This window comes from Methylobacterium sp. E-066, from assembly GCF_022829635.1.
In the GTDB taxonomy this organism is placed as follows: domain Bacteria; phylum Pseudomonadota; class Alphaproteobacteria; order Rhizobiales; family Beijerinckiaceae; genus Methylobacterium.
In genome coordinates, this window is sequence record NZ_JAKSYO010000092.1 from 1 (window position 1) to 15,227 (window position 15,227).

The following is a 15,227-nucleotide window of genomic DNA, read 5'->3' on the forward strand; positions in this document are numbered from 1 at the left end:
TTCCCTCTCCAGACCCCTGCCGACGCAGGGCCCTCCATCCCCAACAGACTATCGGATTCACACAATCCCGGATGTGGCGCGGGTCCCCTCTCCCGTGCGGGAGAGGGACAGGGTGAGGGATGCGACGTCTTCGGAAAAAACTGGTCCCTCACCCCAACCCTCTCCCGAACGGGAGAGGGGGCGCGTCGCGGCTTTCGCAAGCCGATGTGTGAACATCGTAGCTCCAGCCCGAGGCGTGCGTGCGATAGCCGTGGCACCAGGGGGCGAAGATGCGGTTTAGCGCCCCTCTGGAACATCCGGCCCGCCATTCACGCCGGCCCGTGCTCGTGCCGGCGGATCGCCTCCCGGCCCCGGCGGGCGGCGCGCCGCGAGGGAAGCTGGCGCCGGAGCACGCCTTCGTAGGCGTCGAAGATGCCCTGCCAGCCGAAGGCGTCGGCATGCCGCTCCCGGGACGCCGCCGACATGGCGTCGAGGCGGCTCGGCGCGGCGCGCACGAGGTTCAGGATGCCCCGGCGCAGCTCGGTCTCGTCGCCGAAGTAGACGGCCCCGTCGCCCGCCACCCAGCGGTTGAACGGATTGTCGTGGGCCAGGATCGGCGAGCCGGCGCCCAGGGCCTCGACCAGGGACGGGTTGGTCCCGCCGACGGTGTGGCCGTGGATGTGGAAGCGGGCATGCAGCCGGAGGGCGGCGACGCGCTCGGAGTCGTAGATGGCGCCGGCGAAGATCACGTCCGGTCCGCCCGCGGCTTTCACGGCCCGGTGGTAGGGATCGGAGTCCATCAGCTTGCCGAGCACGACCAGGGGCAGGCCGGGGCGGATCTCGCTCCAGGCGCGGACGATCTGGAGCACGAGGTTTTCCGGCACCACCCGGGCGATCAGCAGCCCGTAATCGCGCGGGCGCACGTTGAACTCCGCCAGCGGGGAGGTCGGCGCCTCCAGCACCGGATCGGCGCCGTACGCGATGGTGGTGATCCGCTTGGCCGACGTGTTGCGGGCGAGGTGCCGGGCGATCTCCGGGTGGTCCGCGACCAGATGCGTGGAGAACAGGCTGCCCAGCCGCTCGTTCAGCCAGAACCAGGCCTTGGCGGGCTTCGACCAGCGGTCGCGCTTCCACTCGATCCCGTCCATGTTCATGATGCTGCGCTTGCCCGTGAGCCGATACAGGATCGAGAACGCGGCCGTGTTGTAGCCGAGGACCAGCGGCAGGGCCGGCCGGAAGGCGGCCTTCAGCGTGCATTTCAGGTCGAACACGATGGTCGCGAAGGCGCCGTCGCCGCGCACCGCCACCGGGATCAGCGCGATGCCGCGCCAGACGCTCGGCGGGGTCGGTTCGCTCACCTGGCAATAGACCTCGACCCGCCAGCCGCGCGCGACGAGATCCAGCGCGAGGCGCTCGGCCAGGGTCTCGAACCCCCCATGCGCGGCCGGCACCCCGCGGGTGCCGAGGATCGCCACGGCCGGACGTCCGTCCGGCTCGCCCCCCTTCACCCGTACCGCGCGCATCGCGCCGTCAGAGGAGCCTAGAAGATGGTCACCGTCGAACAGCGCCTGTTCCGGGAGATGGGGGCCGGGGGTTATTCCCGGCACGACCACCGGATGGAGTACATCGTCCGCGTCAACGCGCTGCTCCGGCCGGACATGCGGGTGATGGAGTTCGGGGCCGGGCGCGGCAAATGGAGCGATGATCCGGTCCCACTGCGCCGGCACCTCGGCGACTTCCGCGGGCGCTGCGCCCACGTCATGGCTTGCGACGTCGACGAGGCGGTCCTCGAGAACAAGTCGGCCGACGCGGTCCGGCTGATCGGTCACGACGGGAATCTTCCATTCCCGGACGGGAGTTTTGACCTGATCTCGGCCTTCTCGGTCCTCGAACATATCGAGCATCCCGAGGTCACCGCGGCCGAGCTCGGCCGGGTCCTCACCCCGGGGGGCTGGCTCTGCGCCTGGACGCCCAACCGCTGGGGCTATGTCGGGGTCGGCGCGCGGCTCATCCCGAAGCGGCTGCACGCGCAGGTCTTGCGCTGGGTCGAGCCGCGGCGGGTCGAGATCGACTCGTTCGTGCCGCTCTACACGATGAACACGGAGGCGGCGCGGCAGCGGCTTTTCCCAACTGACCGGTTCGAGCACTTCACCTACAGTTTCGACGGGCAGCCGTTCTATCATGGCGAGAACATCGTCCTGGGTAAGTTCTGGGAGCTGCTGTTCCGGCTCACGCCGGGTCCGTTGAAGGGCTATCACATGGTCTTCATCCGCAAGCGGCCGTGAGGATCGGGAGAACTTAGCTTCGAAGACTGCGCAGGTGGGCGGAAAACCTGCGCATGTCTTCGGCCTTGCGGGCGAGTTCCGGCCGGCGCTTCAGCCGGCCGGCGAGCCCGTAGGCCAGCGCCCGCAGGGTGAATCCGAGCCGGAGCGGGCCCGAGAAGAAGGCCGGCGAGGACAGGAACCGGCCGGCATTGCGCAGGCGGTAGATCCCCGCCAGCCCGTCGAGCCAGCGGGCCGAGCGAGCGCCGGCCGATCCGCCCTGGAGATGGACCACCGCGATCCCCGGCAGGTAGGCGACCCGCCATCCGGCATCGCGCAGGCGGCAGCCCCAATCCACGTCCTCGCCGTAGAGGAACATCGGACTCTCCAGGCCGCCGATCGCCTCGACCGCCGCCCGGCGCATCAGCACGAACGCCCCGCAGACCCAGTCCACGTCCAGGGCCGCGCGCCCCCTTGCCTGCCGGCTCGCGAGGTAGAGCCCGCGCAGGCCGAAGCGCCCGGACAGGCCGGCGGCGTGAACGAGGGTCGAGAGTGGGCGCGGCTCGTAGCCGGCATCGCCGACCTGATGCCGGCCGTCCGGGAAGATCAGGCGCGGGCCGAGCGCGCCGACATCCGGATGCGCGTCGAGATGGGCGAGCGCCGCGGGAAGCGCGTCCGGGTCGCGTAGGAACGCATCGGGATTGAGCAGCAGGATCGTGTCGCCGCGCGCTGCCTCGAACGCAACGGCGTTGCCGCCGGCAAAGCCGTGGTTGGTGCGCTCGGCGATCAGCCGCACCCAGGGGAAGCCGTGGGCGATCCGCTCCGGCGTGCCGTCCGTGGAGGCGTTGTCGATGAGGATCACCTCGTAGGGACGGTCGATCCGGCTCGCCGTCAGGAGCTGCAGGCAGGTCTCGATATCAGCGCCGGCATTGTAGGTGACGATCAGGACGCTGAGGCCGATGCCGGTCATGGTCGATCACTCCGCGGTCTGAGGGCCGGATGGTTCTGGGTCGCGGACGGTCTCGCGCGGTGGCCCGGCGACGGCGCGAGTCCCCTCTTCTGGAGGGAGAGGGACAGGGTGAGGGGTGTGCCCTTTCCGGAGAGTCCTGATCCCTCACCCCAACCCTCTCCCGCACGGGAGAGGGAGCGCGTCGCGCCGTAGACCTCGGCAGCCGCCCGTCGCTGGGCCGCCCGCACGCCCGCGATCAGCCCGAGGCCGGTGTAGAGCAGCTCGGCGATGCCGAGATTCAGGCGGAAGCCCGGGTCGACCAAGCCGTGCAGCAGGTGGGCGATCAGGCCGACCGCGCAGGCGGCCGCGATGGCGGCCAGAGGATCCCCGACCGGCGCGCGCCAGGCCGCCCGGAAGCCCCGGACGATCCCGACCAGAAAGGCGAGGGCGAAGGCGGTGTAGCCGACGATCCCGACCTCGGTGAGGATCAGGATGTGCAGGTTGTGCACCACGTGGTTCGAGCGGTCGAACAGGCCGGCGAGGCGGGACAGGCCGGTCTGGTCGAGCACCGCGAACTGGTTGCCGAAATTGTTCAGCCCGACGCCGAAGATCGGGAATTGCGCGAACAGCGCCAGGGCTGCGGCGTTGAGCGGCCCGCGCTGGGCCGCCGAGCCGCCGTCATCCGCGGTGAGGCGCTCCCAAACCAGCGGCCCGGCGACGATCGCGGCGATCCCGGCCACGACCACGAGGAGGCCGAACACGATCAGACTGGCCCGGGAGAACAGCCGGTCGCGGTAGACCAGCAGGATCACCAGCGTCGCCGAGAGCGGGTAGGTCAGCCACGAGGCGCGCGACAGGGTCAGCACCACGCCGATGACGGCCGATCCGGCGCCGGCCGCGCCGATCAGGCGCAGGAGTTTCGGGCCCCGAGAGAGGGCGAGTGCCAGGGCCAGCGGCCAAACGAACTCATAATAGTACCCAAGGATATTCGGGTGGACCTTCAGGCCGCCGGCACGGCGCTGGGCGGTGAAGTTGATGTTCTCCTCGACAATCTGCTCCTCGCCCAGCACCGAGAGGCCGAGTTCGGAGCCGGAGACGTATTGCAGCCCGGCCACCGCGGTCTGAACCAGGCACAGGGCGCAGATCGCCAGCGCCAGGGTGCGGATATCGGCCCCCGACAGGTTCGAGACCGCCACCGAGACCAGGAGCAGGCCCAGGAACCGCCAGGCATCGAACCAGAGGTAGGCGGTGTCGGTGGCGTTGCTGAGGGAGAGCAGGCCGGCCGCCAGGAATCCGAGCTGCGTCAGGACGAGGGGCCGGTCGAGGCGCAGGCCCCGGACGCGCTCGCCGATGCCGGTCAGCTTCGACAGGATCAGGGTCAGCGCCACCAGGAGCGCGACGCTGACGGTCAGGCCCGCACCGCCGCCGATGCTCGGCAGGTATTGGCCGACTGCTTCAAAGTGCTGGAAGAAGCTGACATCGAGCTTCACCGTCAGCCCGACGGCCAGGGCGACGAGCAGCAGCGGCGTCAGGCGGTAGCGCTGCCCGGCGATCAGGGCACCGACCCCGCCGAAGGCCGCGGCCAAGCCGACCACGGCGAATTTCAGCGGCGCGGCGCTCAGCGCCACGGCGCCGGCTGCCGCCGCGAGGCCGAGGCCGGCCACCGGCAGGGCGCGCGCTATGATCTGCATTGAACCGACTCTCGGCTTATCGGCCGGACGCGCCGAGCCTGCTCAGACGCAACAGGCCCCCTCTCCCGTGCGGGAGAGGGTTGGGGTGAGGGATCCGCCCTTTCCGGAAGACCCGGACCCCTCACCCTGTCCCTCTCCCGCACGGGAGAGGGGACCCGCGCCTCGTCCGTCGTTCGAGACGAAGGCATGCCGAACCCACATCCGCCCGGCCCGTTGCTCATGCAGGAAGGCGCGCCGCTCATCCGAGCCACCGGTACAGCCATTTCGGGATCGGCCGGCGGGTGCCGTTCAGGACGATGCCGAGTGGCGCGCCGCCGGCGGCCTTCAGGTCGGCGAGCGCCCGCTGCGCCACCGCCCGGCGGGTGCGCTCCGCGCCGATCACCACCACGAACCCGTCCACGAAGGGCGAGAGCGCCGCAGCGTCGCCGATCTCGGTGATCGGCTCGCAATCCAGGATGGCGAGGTCGAAGCGGTCGTCGACCAGCGCCAAAAAGTCCTCGACGCGGCCGTCGTCCAGGGTCGCCCGCCGGATCGCCGCCGCGTTGCCGGCCGGGACGATGCTGAGGCCGTCGGCGACCGGATGGACGCCGACGCTCGGCGCCACGTCGCCGGCGACGATGTCGGCGAAGCCCGGCCGCCCGGTGAGCCCGTAGGCCTCGGCCAGCGACGGGCGCGACCAGTTCGCCTCGATCAGCGCGGCGGTGCGGCCCCGGCGGGCATAGGCGCCGGCGAGTTCCCGGGCCAGGGTGCTGACGCCCTCGCCGGGCTGGACCGCGGTGATCCCGACCCGGCGCAGCCGGGTCTCGTGGCGGCTGAGCTGGACCAGCGCCGGCTCCAGCACGGCCAGGTCGATCATCTGCGTAGCGGCGGCGATCATGCGGCCGATCCCCCGAAACGGGGCCGGCGGGCGGTGCCCGAGCGCAGCGGCACGGCGGCCAGGACCGGCACCCGCAGCGAGCGGGCGACCTCGGACGCGCTGCGGTAGGTCTGGGCCAGGATCTCCGCCAGGGCGACGTAGGCGAGCGCCGCGAGCAGGCCGAGCCCGGCCGCGAGGCCGAGGATCAGCGGCCGGTTCGGCCCGGAGGGCAGCCGCGGCGGCACGGCGCGCGCCACCAAGGCGGAGGAGGTCACCGATTGCGCGTCGAGCCCGGTGCCGGTGCGCAGCGCGTCGATCCGCTTCTGGGTATCGGTGATCTCGTCGCTGAGCAGGGATTTCTGCTGCGCGAGCCGGCCGTAGGCCAGCGCCGCGTCGCTCTGGCCGATGGCGGCCTTGCGCCGGCCGGCCTCGATCCCCGTGATGGTCTGGATCTTCTCCGCCAGCACCGCGAGGCGGGCCGTGTCGGCGGCGATCAGCGCCTGGTACTTCTGCCGGGTCAGGGCGGTGAGATCCCGGTCGAGGCTGACGAACTCGGGCGCGGTCGGCCGGAACCGGACGGCAAGCTCGGCCCGCTTGGTCCGGAGATCGGCCCAGCGCGTGTCGAAGGCGGCCACCGTCGGGTCGGCGTCGGGTGGCGTCGGCTGCCAGCGGTCGGGGCCGGTCTCGCGAGTGCGCTTGAGCCGGGACTCGACGCCTTCGCGCTCGATCTGGGCGGCCGACTTCTGCCGGGCGAGGTCCGAGAGGGTGCCGAGGTCGTTCTGCTGCTCGATCTCGAAGCTCGCGGTGTTGTTGCCCTTCAGCGATTTCGCGAGCTGCGCGTCGATGGCGGCGAGGTCGGCGCGCGCCCGCTCCAGCTTGCCCTGGTAGAAGGTCGCCGGGGTCTCGTCGGCATAGACCTCGACATGGCGGCGCTTATAGGCGTCGAGCAGCCGGTTCAGGGCCTGGGCGGCGAAGTTCGGGTCGGTCCAGGTGAAGCCGGTCAGGATCACGTCCGTCTCCTTGACGAACACGACCTTGAAGGAGGCGAGATAGGCCTCGAACAGCTTCTCGTCGGGGCTGAGGTGGCGCAGCAGGCCGAGCGCCTCGAACGGGATGCGGACCGTATCCACGACCCAGGTCTTGACCGCCTTGGCCCCGCGCATGGCGACGCGGCCCTGGTAGATCAGCCAGTCCATCCAGTCCTCGGGGGGCGGGCCCAGATCGCCGGCCGGGGTGATCGCCTTCAGCGCCGCGAACTCGTCACGCACGATGCTCGGGTCGCGCAGGATCTCGACCTCGTTGTTCACGTTCTGCGCGCGCTCGGAGAACATGTAGTTCTGGTTGGCGCCGCCCTGGACCGAGCCAGCCGACTTCTCGCGGCCGAGGCGGATGATCAGCTTGGCGTCGGCCGTGTACTCGGCCGGCGTCAGCAGCAGGTAGATGCCGGCGCCGAGGATCGCGGCGGTCAGGATCAACAGCGCCGGCCGGATGTGCCGGAACAGGGCCGCCAGGGCGTCGCGGAGATCGAAGGCGATGTCCTCGAAGGCGTCGGGTGCGGTCCGGTCGGGCCGGGACAGGTCGGACTTCGTCACGTCCCGGACCTCACGGTTGCGCTGGTGGAGGTGCTGGCGGAGGGGCCAGTGATGTAGTTCACCCCGAAGCCGGTGCCGTTGAAGAGCAGGATCTGGCGGACCACCAGGTCGACGGCGCGGGCGGTCTTGGCCAGCAGCGACGGCGGCACGTAGACCGTGGCGTTCGGCGGCACGATGATCGAGTCGGCCAATCCCGGTTCCCCGATATCGACGATGCGGACGCTGCCCGCGGCTTCGGCGTCGAACCGGATAATGCGCACGGCCTCGCCCGCGGCGGTCGGGAGGATGCCGCCGGCCGAGCCCAGGACCTGCGCCAGGGTGCGGGCGCCCTGGAGGGTGACCGGCCCCGGGGCCCGGACCTCGCCGAACACCATGGTGTTGGCTGGCACCAGGCTCGCGAGCCGCACGCTCGTGCTGACCGTGGAGAGCTGACGATGGTAGGCGGCGGTGAGGTTGCCGGCGAGCTCGGTGACGGTCCGGCCGGCGGCCTGGACCGGCGGCACCATCGGCAGGTTGATCTTGCCGTCCGGCTCGATCGCCAGGACCTTCACGCGGCCCATATCGGCCCGCTGGGTGAGCTCGCGGAAATCATCGGTCACGGTGCGGAATTTGCGCAGCATGATCGTGACGACCGGGTCGATCAGCACGTCGTCGTAGGTGGTCTTGATCAGCGCGGCCGCGGCCTCGGGCGACAGGCCGGCGACCTTGATGCCGTTCTTGCCCGGCAGCGAGATCCGGCCGTCCGGCCGCACCAGCACGGTACGGTTGTATTCCGGGTGGGTGCGGAAATCGACGTCGAACTCGTCGCTCGGGTTGAGGCGGTAGGTCGGCTGGACCACGCTCGAGTCGATCAGGAACGAGATTTCGAGGTTGTCGCCGACATTGAGCCGGTAATTGGCGAGCCCCAGGCGCATGGTGCGCCCGACCTCCTCCTGCGCGGCGGCGACGATGGCGGGCGGCAGGCCGTCGGGGATCGAGCCGGTCTGCGTCACGTCCGGGCCGGATCGCCCGGCCGATTGAGGCTTGCCGGTCGTGCAACCCGTCAGCAACGGTACGCAGGTCAGGACCGCCAGCGCGACGGTACGGCCTCGCGGATGGTCCGCGACGCTGGAGGCTCGGGAGACGCGCCGGGTCGCCGCGCCGAGGAACGCAGACAGGAAAAACGCCATCGACCTTCAGCCGCACCATGCTCGACTGCGCCCGTCCGATCACAACTCGTGATCGAACCGCGCAGAGCGATACAATCGACGGGTTTGGTTAACGAGGCTTGAACCCGGTCCGGCCAAACTCTATCAGAAGTTGTGATTGCGGCTTTGTGGCAAACTGCGGAGCTGCCGCGGGGGAACGAGGCCTCGCCGCAGCGCGCTGCCTCGCGGCCGACCGACGCTCATCGCCTCGCGACAGCGGATCCGCGGACGCCGCCTGCGCGGCATGGCGGCCTGCCCCAATCGGCACGATCATCAGTCCATCGCCCGAAACCGATCGACCGAAAACGCCATCTCTTCAGATGCTTGCTCAATCTTGACGGTTCGATTAATAGAACTTCGATCTAACCGTGGGCGCTGTTCTGATGAATCCGGAGCATTGCGGTCCTGATTGCCGGTCACCGCCGGCCCGGAGTCGAGCGCCATGCCCGGCCTGAATCCCGATCCCGTCGTGCGCCTGCGCGATGATCTGGAGATGACCTTCCGGGAAGACCTGGAGGAGGCGGTGGTCGATCCGGCCCGCTGGCCGGACTTGATGGAGCGGGTGGCGCGGGCTTCCGGGAGTGAGGGCGCGCTGCTCCTGCGCACCGACCGGACGGGGCTGGACGCGATCACCACGGCCTCGCTCGCCGAATCCTCGAAGCGCTACTTCGAGGAGAATTGGCACCGGGAGGATCACCGTTTCCGCGGGCTGCCGATGATCCGGGCCCGGGGCATCGCGGTGGACCAGGATTTCACGACCCCCGAGGAGATCGAGCGTCTTCCGTTCTACCAGGACCTGCTGGCCTCCAGCGGCCTGCGCTGGTTCGCCGGGATCGGCTTCGAGGCGGGGGGGCGGCTCTGGTGCCTGGCCCTGCAGAGGACCGTGGCGCAGGGCCTATATGAGCCCGACGAGCAGGCGCGTCTCGCTACCCTGGCGCCGCTGCTCCGACGCGCGGGGCTTCTCACCGCGATGGTCGAGAAGGCGCGGCTCGCCGGGCTGACGGAGGCGTTCGACGTCCTCGGGCGCGCCGCCATGATCCTGGATTCCGAGGGCAAGGCCATCCGCTGGAACACGGCGTTCGCAGGCCTGCTCGGCCGCGACCTGAAGCTGGCGAGCGGACGTCTCACCGCCGAGGAGGGGCAGGCCGCGCGGCAGCTCGAGGCGCTGTCGCGGCCGTGCGGGCGGTCGCCGATCTCCGCCGTGGTGGTGCCGCGGCGCGATGCGCTGCCGATCGCCCTCCACGTCGTTCCGCTGGTCGGTCCCAGCCGCGGCTTGTTCGCGGGCGGGAGCACGCTGCTGATCGCCAGCGTCCCCGGCAGCGCGCCGGTTCCCCCGGCGGCCATCCTTCAGGTCGCCTACCGGCTGACCCCCGCGGAGGCGCGCCTCGCCCAGGCCCTGTCCGGCGGCCTCAGCCTCGCGGAGGCGGCGAGCCGGTTCGCGATCACCGCCGCCACCGCGCGGTCGCAGCTGAAGGCGATCTTCGCCAAGACCGGCGCGACCCGGCAATCGGACCTGCTCCGGCTGGTGACCGGGCTGGCACGGTAGGATGCTCGCGGAACGTGTCGGGTCGCGAGGCCGTTGCAACCGACACGATGGGAGAGAACGCAATGACATATCGGATCGCACTGGCCTCCGCGCTGACGATCGGCGCTCTCGTGCTCGGCGCGCCGGCTGAGGCGAAGGGGTGTCTCAAGGGCGCGGTCGTCGGCGGCGTCGCCGGGCATATGGCCGGGCACGGCAAGATGGGCGCTGCCGCCGGCTGCGCGGTGGGCCACCACCGGGCCAACAAGAAGGACAAGCAGGGCTGATCGAGCCCTCTCGTCCCACACAGGTGCCGCGCCTGTGTGGGCGGTGACCCGAAAAGACCCACGGCCTCGTGAAGCCGGATCCCCGATCGGGGGTCCGGCTTCACGCGTTTTGGATTGGGCTTTGCGGCCGGCCTTCGCTGCCGGTCGGGCGGTGCCAGGCCGACCGTTTCCCCGGAGCGACTGATAGGGCCAGACGCTTGACCGTTCATTGGAGCTGTTCTAATTAAGAACTGTGAGCGGGCGGCCCTACTTCGGCCCCTGCCGAAGCCTTCACGACGACGGAGAGACACCATGACCGGTACCGCGAACGCTGCCTGCGAGAGCTGCCGCTTCTTCGACGATCACAAGCTCAACGGCGCCCAGGCCCAGGGCGACGAGGGTCTCTGCCGCTTCAACCCGCCGGTCAGCCAGCCGGCGCCGCAGTCGAAGGGCCTGTGGCCGGTGGTGGCGTCCAAGGATTGGTGCGGCCACTTCACCGCCGAGATGACCGCGGCCGAGTAATCGGTTCGCGCGGCGCATCGATCGCGGGCGGGGCCGTCGTCCATCCCCGCGCAGCCCCGCGACGCGATCGGCCCGTGACGAACCGCGCGCGATCACCCGGCCCCCCGGGGTGATCGCGCATTGCCGTTTGGCGCGTGGCGCGGATAAGCTCGTGCCGTGACCCAGGCGATCCGCCCCGCGACCGAGGCCGACATCCCGGCCATCGCATCCATCTACGGCGATGCCGTCCGCACCGGCACGGCCAGCTTCGAGCTGGAACCGCCGAGCGTCGAGGAGATGGCCCGCCGGTTCGCCGTGCTGCGCGAAGGCGGCTTCCCGTATCTCGCGGCCGTCCGGGACGGCCATGTCGCCGGCTACGCCTATGCCGGCCCTTATCACCAGCGCGCGGCCTATCGTTCGACCCTTGAGGACTCGATCTACGTCGCGCGGGCGGCCCGGGGCACCGGTATCGGACGGGCGCTGCTCGCCGCGCTGATCACGGAAGCCGAGCGCATCGGCGGCCGGACATTGGTCGCGGTCATCGCCGAAAGCGACTCGGCCGCCTCCGTCGCGCTGCATGCCGGCCTCGGCTTCACGCCGGTCGGTACCCTCGCGGGGGTGGGCTACAAGCACGGACGCTGGCTCGACGTGACCCTGATGCAGCGCGAGCTCGGACCCGGTCGAAGCGTGCCGCCGACCCGCGTTTGACGCCGTCTCAACCGACGCGAAGACTTTCCAATACCCCAGGGTCCCAGGCAACGCCGTCATGATGCGGACAACTTCGCGCGGGAGAGGGCGGGCAGGACGCGCGCGTCGCCTGGTTCCGGCCGGGCGACAGCGCAATGACGCGAGCTAGGGGCCTTCCGCATGGTGGGCGGTCTCGTCCCTTCACGGCTCGCGAGGCAGGGAGTTCGGGTATGATGATGTCTTCGATCGGTCGGCGGCTCGCGCCGCTCGCGGTCCTGGCGCTCGCCACGCTGGCAGCCCCGGCGCAGGCCGCCGCTCCGGCCGACCCCAGCGGCACCTATCTCACCGAGGACGGCCGCGCCCGCGTCCGCCTCGAGAAGTGCGGTGCTGCCAATGACCGGCTGTGCGGCTACGTGGTCTGGCTGAAGGTCCCGCTCAACGACAAGGGCGAGCCGCGGATCGACTTCAAGAACCCCGACCCGAAGAAGCAGGCGCGCGCCTCCCTGGGCCACCAGCTGATCATGGGCCTGAAGCTGAACGCGGACGCCCATTACGAGGGCAAGATCTACAATTCCGAGGACGGCAAGTCCTACGACGTCACGATCTGGACCGACGCGCCCAACGAGCTGACGGTGCGGGGCTGCCTGATCGCGTTCCTGTGCAAGTCGCAGACCTGGAACAAGGTCGTCGACCTCGCGCCGGGCCAGCTCCCCGGCCCGACCAACGCGCCGAACGGCCCGCGCAGCGACCCGGAATTCGTCACCGCGCCGCCGCCCAAGCCCACCGCCAAGGCGGCCCCGAAGGCTCCGGCGAAGCCGGCCGCGGATGCCCCCGCTCCGCAATGATCCATGTCGCGTTTGGACCGTATCTTATCGGTGTGCGATTTCGATCGAATAACCGTTGAGATGATCGGATGTCCAAATCTCACCCTCATCCTGAGGTGCCCGCGCCAGCGGGCCTCGAAGGAGCCCTCCAGCCGGCCGCGCGATCCCTGGAGCCCTCCTTCGAGGCTGCTGCGCAGCACCTCAGGATGAGGTCGAGGGTGGGAAACCTCGCTCCAATAAGTCCTCAATCGTCGAGGGCCGCGTAGGTCAGGACCCGCAGCTCCCGCCGGATCGGCAGGGCCGAGGACGGTACGAGCTGCGTCATGAGCACCACCGAGAGATCCTCGGTCGGGTCGATCCAGAAGGCGGTCGAGGCGAGGCCGCCCCAGGCGACCTCGCCGGGCGTACCGAGGATCTGGGCCCGGGCCGGGTCGAGCATCACCGAGAAGCCGAGGCCGAAACCGATCCCGGTATAGGAGGTCTCGGCGAAGCGCGGCGTGCCCATGGCCGCGAGATCCCCGGACAGGTGGTTGGCCAGCATCAGCGCGACGGTCTTTCTCCCGAGCAGCCGATTGCCGTCGAGCGTCCCACCGTTGAGGATCATCCGGCAGAAGCGGTGGTAGTCGGCGGCCGTCGAGACGAGGCCGCCGCCCCCCGAGGCGATGGCCGGCGGCTGGGCGAAGGCGGTCTCCACGGAATCGTCGAACAGCTTGAGCTTGCGCGCCCGGTCATACACGTAGGTCGCACAGAAGCGCGGCATAAGCTCCGGGCGGACATGGAAGTCGGTGTCGACCATGCCGAGCGGGCCGATGACCTCCTCGCGCAGGTAGTCGGCGAAGGGGCGGCCGGTGAGGGAAGCCACGTACTGGCCCAGCACGTCGGTGGCGACGCTGTAGTTCCAGGCGCTGCCCGGCTGGGCGAGCAGCGGCATCCTGGCGACCCGCGCCGTCATCTCGGCGAGGCTGCCCTCGCGCGCCAGGAAATCGATGCCGTGCTCGCGATACTGCGCGTCGACGAGGGTCGCCTCCATGAACCCGTAGGTCAGGCCGGCCGTGTGGGTGAGGAGGTCGCGCACGGTGATCGGGCGGCGCGCCGGCTCGGTCTCGATCTTCGCCCGATTGCCGCCGACCGCGACGCGCATCTCGGCGAAGTCCGGCAGCACCCGCGCGATCGGATCGTCGAGCTGAAACCGGCCCTGCTCGTAGAGCTGCATCACAGCCATCGAAGTGAGCGGCTTGGTCATGGAGTAGATCCGGGTCACCGTGTCGAGGGTGAACGGCGTACCGCGGGCGAGGTCGGCCTGCCCGCAGGCACGGGCGAAAGCGACGCGGCCCCGTCGCGCCACCGTGACCGACAGGCCGGCGAGCCGGCCCTCATCCACCAGCCGGTCCATCCACGGCGCGATCCGTGCGAGCCCGTCCGGGCTGAACCCCGCGCCTGTCGGGTCGATCTCGGTCAGCGCGCTCATGGCGTCTCCTTCGGCCGGTAAGACTCGGCGAGGAACGATAAAGCGCGCGGCGGCGAAGTTACCAGCCCATCGTGCCTGGGCTGCCCTTGAACGGGCCGACGATGCCGGGGGTGATCCAGCCGCCGTAGAAGGTGCCGGGCTGGGGCGTGACCCGCGCGTCGCCGACGAAGCAGGCATCCATCGGCAGGGCGTAGAACGCGACATAGCCGCCGATCGCATCGAAGCCCGGCGTCGGGTCCGGGTACGACCAGGCGGCGCTGGGCGCCAGCCGGTCGCCGCCATGCACATCGAACAGCACGGCTTGCCCCTTCCACTCACAGATGCCGCCACGGCGCGGCCCCGAGAGCACGCCGGCCATCACGTCGCCGGGCGGAAAATAGTAGGTCGGGGGATGAGCTGTCTCCAGCACCCGGTAGCCGGCTTTGGTCTGCGCGATCACCGCACCGCCGAGTACCACCCGCAGAGTCTCCGACACCCGTTCGAGGCGCGGGGGGCGTGGATAGTCCCAGACGCTTTCGTCGCCGGGGTTCGTCGGGTCGGGGATCGGACGGGAAAGCGGGCGGGCCATGACGGGTCGGGCGTATATCGTATCCAGGGTAAGCGATAGGTTGATGCATGTGACCGTTTCTCGCGCCGTCGTCGCATGCTAGCCCGTGCCCGACGCTCACCGCCCGGGACCGACCGCGATGGACATCGCCCTCTTCCTCGACTTCGACGGAACGCTCGCCGAGATCGCGCCACGGCCGGATGCCGTGCAGGTCGAGCCCGGCCTGGTCGAGACGCTCGAACGGCTGCGCGATCGGCTGGGCGGGGCGCTGGCGATCGTGACCGGCCGGCCGGTCTCGGTGATCGACGGTTTCCTGGCGCCGTCCCGCCTCGACACGGCGGGGCTGCACGGCGTCGAGCGCCGGGTCGGCGGGGCGCTGTCGGGCGGCCGCGCGGAGGACCATCCGGAGCTGCGCCGGCAGGTCGAGCGCCTGCACGCCGAAAGCCGGGCGCTCGCCAACGTGCTGATCGAGGACAAGGGCGCCTCGGTGGCGGTGCATTGGCGCCTGGCGAACGCCGAGGATGCCGGCCAGGCCGAGGCGCTGGTCCAGGACGCCGCCGAAGCCCTCGGGGGTGCCTACCGGCTCCAGCTCGGCAAGGCGGTGGGCGAGATCGTCCCGGCGCAGGCGACCAAGGCTCACGCGATCCGCGCCTTCTTGGAACAGCCCCCCTATGCCGGGCGCCGGCCGGTGTTCTTCGGCGATGACCGCACCGATGAGATCGCCTTCGCGTCGGTGAACGAGGATGGCGGCATCGCCGTCCGGGTCGGCGACGGCGACACCGTGGCGAGCCGGCGCCTGCCCGACCCGGCCGCCGTCCGCGCCCTGCTTCGGGACTGGGCGGAGACCGGCACGATCGACCCCGAGGCCCTGCCGCCGGCGTGAGGCCGCCCTATCCT

Annotated in this window: 16 protein-coding genes; 7 read left to right on the top strand and 9 right to left on the bottom strand. The window is 70.5% G+C overall.

The genetic code is table 11. The annotated features are described in order from the left end of the window. Window positions 1-308: 308 nt before the first annotated feature. Window positions 309-1,502, bottom strand: a complete 1,194-nt coding sequence (locus tag MKL20_RS11535) for a DUF1972 domain-containing protein (RefSeq protein WP_244036780.1) — start codon at window positions 1,500-1,502, stop codon at window positions 309-311. 24 nt (window positions 1,503-1,526) lie between these two features. Here MKL20_RS11535 and MKL20_RS11540 point away from each other — a divergent pair, with 24 nt between their 5' ends. Next, window positions 1,527-2,264 carry a class I SAM-dependent methyltransferase gene (locus MKL20_RS11540; protein ID WP_244036781.1) on the top strand — a complete coding sequence of 246 codons (738 nt, stop codon included), beginning with the start codon at window positions 1,527-1,529 and terminating at the stop codon, window positions 2,262-2,264. Between the two features lie 13 nt (window positions 2,265-2,277). Here MKL20_RS11540 and MKL20_RS11545 read toward each other — a convergent pair whose 3' ends face one another. From MKL20_RS11545 to MKL20_RS11570, 6 genes are all read right to left on the bottom strand, one after another. Continuing rightward, entirely contained in the window at window positions 2,278-3,210 is a 933-nt protein-coding gene (locus MKL20_RS11545; protein ID WP_244036782.1) for a glycosyltransferase family 2 protein, read from the bottom strand. Continuing rightward, window positions 3,207-4,880 (bottom strand): O-antigen ligase family protein, encoded by a 1,674-nt coding sequence (locus tag MKL20_RS11550; protein ID WP_244036783.1) that lies wholly within the window; start codon window positions 4,878-4,880, stop codon window positions 3,207-3,209. Before MKL20_RS11550 ends, MKL20_RS11545 begins: the two co-directional genes overlap by 4 nt. 238 nt (window positions 4,881-5,118) lie before the next feature. Beyond that, window positions 5,119-5,757 carry a CpsD/CapB family tyrosine-protein kinase gene (locus MKL20_RS11555; protein WP_244036784.1) on the bottom strand — a complete coding sequence of 213 codons (639 nt, stop codon included), beginning with the start codon at window positions 5,755-5,757 and terminating at the stop codon, window positions 5,119-5,121. Continuing rightward, entirely contained in the window at window positions 5,754-7,328 is a 1,575-nt protein-coding gene (locus MKL20_RS11560; protein ID WP_244036785.1) for a GumC family protein, read from the bottom strand. The genes MKL20_RS11555 and MKL20_RS11560 overlap by 4 nt, the downstream gene beginning before the upstream one ends. Further along, a complete protein-coding gene (locus tag MKL20_RS11565; RefSeq protein ID WP_243973115.1) occupies window positions 7,325-8,497 on the bottom strand; it encodes a polysaccharide biosynthesis/export family protein in 1,173 nt (390 codons plus the stop codon). The genes MKL20_RS11560 and MKL20_RS11565 overlap by 4 nt, the downstream gene beginning before the upstream one ends. Before the next feature lie 291 nt (window positions 8,498-8,788). Next, on the bottom strand, window positions 8,789-8,959 hold the full coding sequence (locus tag MKL20_RS11570) for a hypothetical protein (protein WP_244036786.1): 171 nt from the start codon (window positions 8,957-8,959) through the stop codon (window positions 8,789-8,791). On the opposite strand from MKL20_RS11570, the gene MKL20_RS11575 reads away from it, so the two are divergent. The 5 genes from MKL20_RS11575 to MKL20_RS11595 all read left to right on the top strand — a co-directional run bounded on the left by MKL20_RS11575 (window position 8,958) and on the right by MKL20_RS11595 (window position 12,336). After that, window positions 8,958-10,061 (top strand): helix-turn-helix transcriptional regulator, encoded by a 1,104-nt coding sequence (locus MKL20_RS11575; RefSeq protein ID WP_244036787.1) that lies wholly within the window; start codon window positions 8,958-8,960, stop codon window positions 10,059-10,061. The two genes, MKL20_RS11570 and MKL20_RS11575, sit on opposite strands and share 2 nt — an antisense overlap. Window positions 10,062-10,123: 62 nt before the next feature. Next, window positions 10,124-10,324 carry a hypothetical protein gene (locus tag MKL20_RS11580; RefSeq protein WP_243973109.1) on the top strand — a complete coding sequence of 67 codons (201 nt, stop codon included), beginning with the start codon at window positions 10,124-10,126 and terminating at the stop codon, window positions 10,322-10,324. A 291-nt stretch (window positions 10,325-10,615) separates the two neighbouring features. Further along, window positions 10,616-10,825, top strand: a complete 210-nt coding sequence (locus tag MKL20_RS11585) for a hypothetical protein (RefSeq protein WP_058191194.1) — start codon at window positions 10,616-10,618, stop codon at window positions 10,823-10,825. 156 nt (window positions 10,826-10,981) lie between these two features. Beyond that, window positions 10,982-11,512, top strand: a complete 531-nt coding sequence (locus MKL20_RS11590) for a GNAT family N-acetyltransferase (protein ID WP_244036788.1) — start codon at window positions 10,982-10,984, stop codon at window positions 11,510-11,512. Between the two features lie 209 nt (window positions 11,513-11,721). Further along, window positions 11,722-12,336, top strand: coding sequence for a DUF2147 domain-containing protein (locus tag MKL20_RS11595; protein ID WP_244036789.1), 615 nt, complete (start codon window positions 11,722-11,724; stop codon window positions 12,334-12,336). A gap of 223 nt (window positions 12,337-12,559) precedes the next feature. Here the strand turns inward: MKL20_RS11595 and MKL20_RS11600 are convergent, their stop codons facing one another. Beyond that, window positions 12,560-13,783 carry a serine hydrolase domain-containing protein gene (locus MKL20_RS11600; protein WP_244036790.1) on the bottom strand — a complete coding sequence of 408 codons (1,224 nt, stop codon included), beginning with the start codon at window positions 13,781-13,783 and terminating at the stop codon, window positions 12,560-12,562. A 58-nt stretch (window positions 13,784-13,841) separates the two neighbouring features. Then, window positions 13,842-14,351 carry a DUF427 domain-containing protein gene (locus MKL20_RS11605; RefSeq protein WP_244036791.1) on the bottom strand — a complete coding sequence of 170 codons (510 nt, stop codon included), beginning with the start codon at window positions 14,349-14,351 and terminating at the stop codon, window positions 13,842-13,844. A gap of 118 nt (window positions 14,352-14,469) precedes the next feature. Between MKL20_RS11605 and otsB the strand changes: the two genes are divergently transcribed. Beyond that, window positions 14,470-15,213, top strand: a complete 744-nt coding sequence (gene otsB, locus MKL20_RS11610) for a trehalose-phosphatase (protein ID WP_244036792.1) — start codon at window positions 14,470-14,472, stop codon at window positions 15,211-15,213. Window positions 15,214-15,227: the final 14 nt, after the last annotated feature.

Excerpts from the sequence above, each read along its gene's own strand:
- MKL20_RS11535 (WP_244036780.1), bottom strand. The coding sequence starts at position 1,502 with ATGCGCGCGGTACGGGTGAAGGGGGGCGAGCCGGACGGACGTCCGGCC.
- MKL20_RS11540 (WP_244036781.1), top strand. The coding sequence starts at position 1,527 with ATGGTCACCGTCGAACAGCGCCTGTTCCGGGAGATGGGGGCCGGGGGT.
- MKL20_RS11545 (WP_244036782.1), bottom strand. The coding sequence starts at position 3,210 with ATGACCGGCATCGGCCTCAGCGTCCTGATCGTCACCTACAATGCCGGC.
- MKL20_RS11550 (WP_244036783.1), bottom strand. The coding sequence starts at position 4,880 with ATGCAGATCATAGCGCGCGCCCTGCCGGTGGCCGGCCTCGGCCTCGCG.
- MKL20_RS11555 (WP_244036784.1), bottom strand. The coding sequence starts at position 5,757 with ATGATCGCCGCCGCTACGCAGATGATCGACCTGGCCGTGCTGGAGCCG.
- MKL20_RS11565 (WP_243973115.1), bottom strand. The coding sequence starts at position 8,497 with ATGGCGTTTTTCCTGTCTGCGTTCCTCGGCGCGGCGACCCGGCGCGTC.
- MKL20_RS11575 (WP_244036787.1), top strand. The coding sequence starts at position 8,958 with ATGCCCGGCCTGAATCCCGATCCCGTCGTGCGCCTGCGCGATGATCTG.
- MKL20_RS11570 (WP_244036786.1), bottom strand. The coding sequence starts at position 8,959 with ATGGCGCTCGACTCCGGGCCGGCGGTGACCGGCAATCAGGACCGCAAT.
- MKL20_RS11580 (WP_243973109.1), top strand. The coding sequence starts at position 10,124 with ATGACATATCGGATCGCACTGGCCTCCGCGCTGACGATCGGCGCTCTC.
- MKL20_RS11585 (WP_058191194.1), top strand. The coding sequence starts at position 10,616 with ATGACCGGTACCGCGAACGCTGCCTGCGAGAGCTGCCGCTTCTTCGAC.
- MKL20_RS11595 (WP_244036789.1), top strand. The coding sequence starts at position 11,722 with ATGATGATGTCTTCGATCGGTCGGCGGCTCGCGCCGCTCGCGGTCCTG.
- MKL20_RS11600 (WP_244036790.1), bottom strand. The coding sequence starts at position 13,783 with ATGAGCGCGCTGACCGAGATCGACCCGACAGGCGCGGGGTTCAGCCCG.
- MKL20_RS11605 (WP_244036791.1), bottom strand. The coding sequence starts at position 14,351 with ATGGCCCGCCCGCTTTCCCGTCCGATCCCCGACCCGACGAACCCCGGC.
- otsB (WP_244036792.1), top strand. The coding sequence starts at position 14,470 with ATGGACATCGCCCTCTTCCTCGACTTCGACGGAACGCTCGCCGAGATC.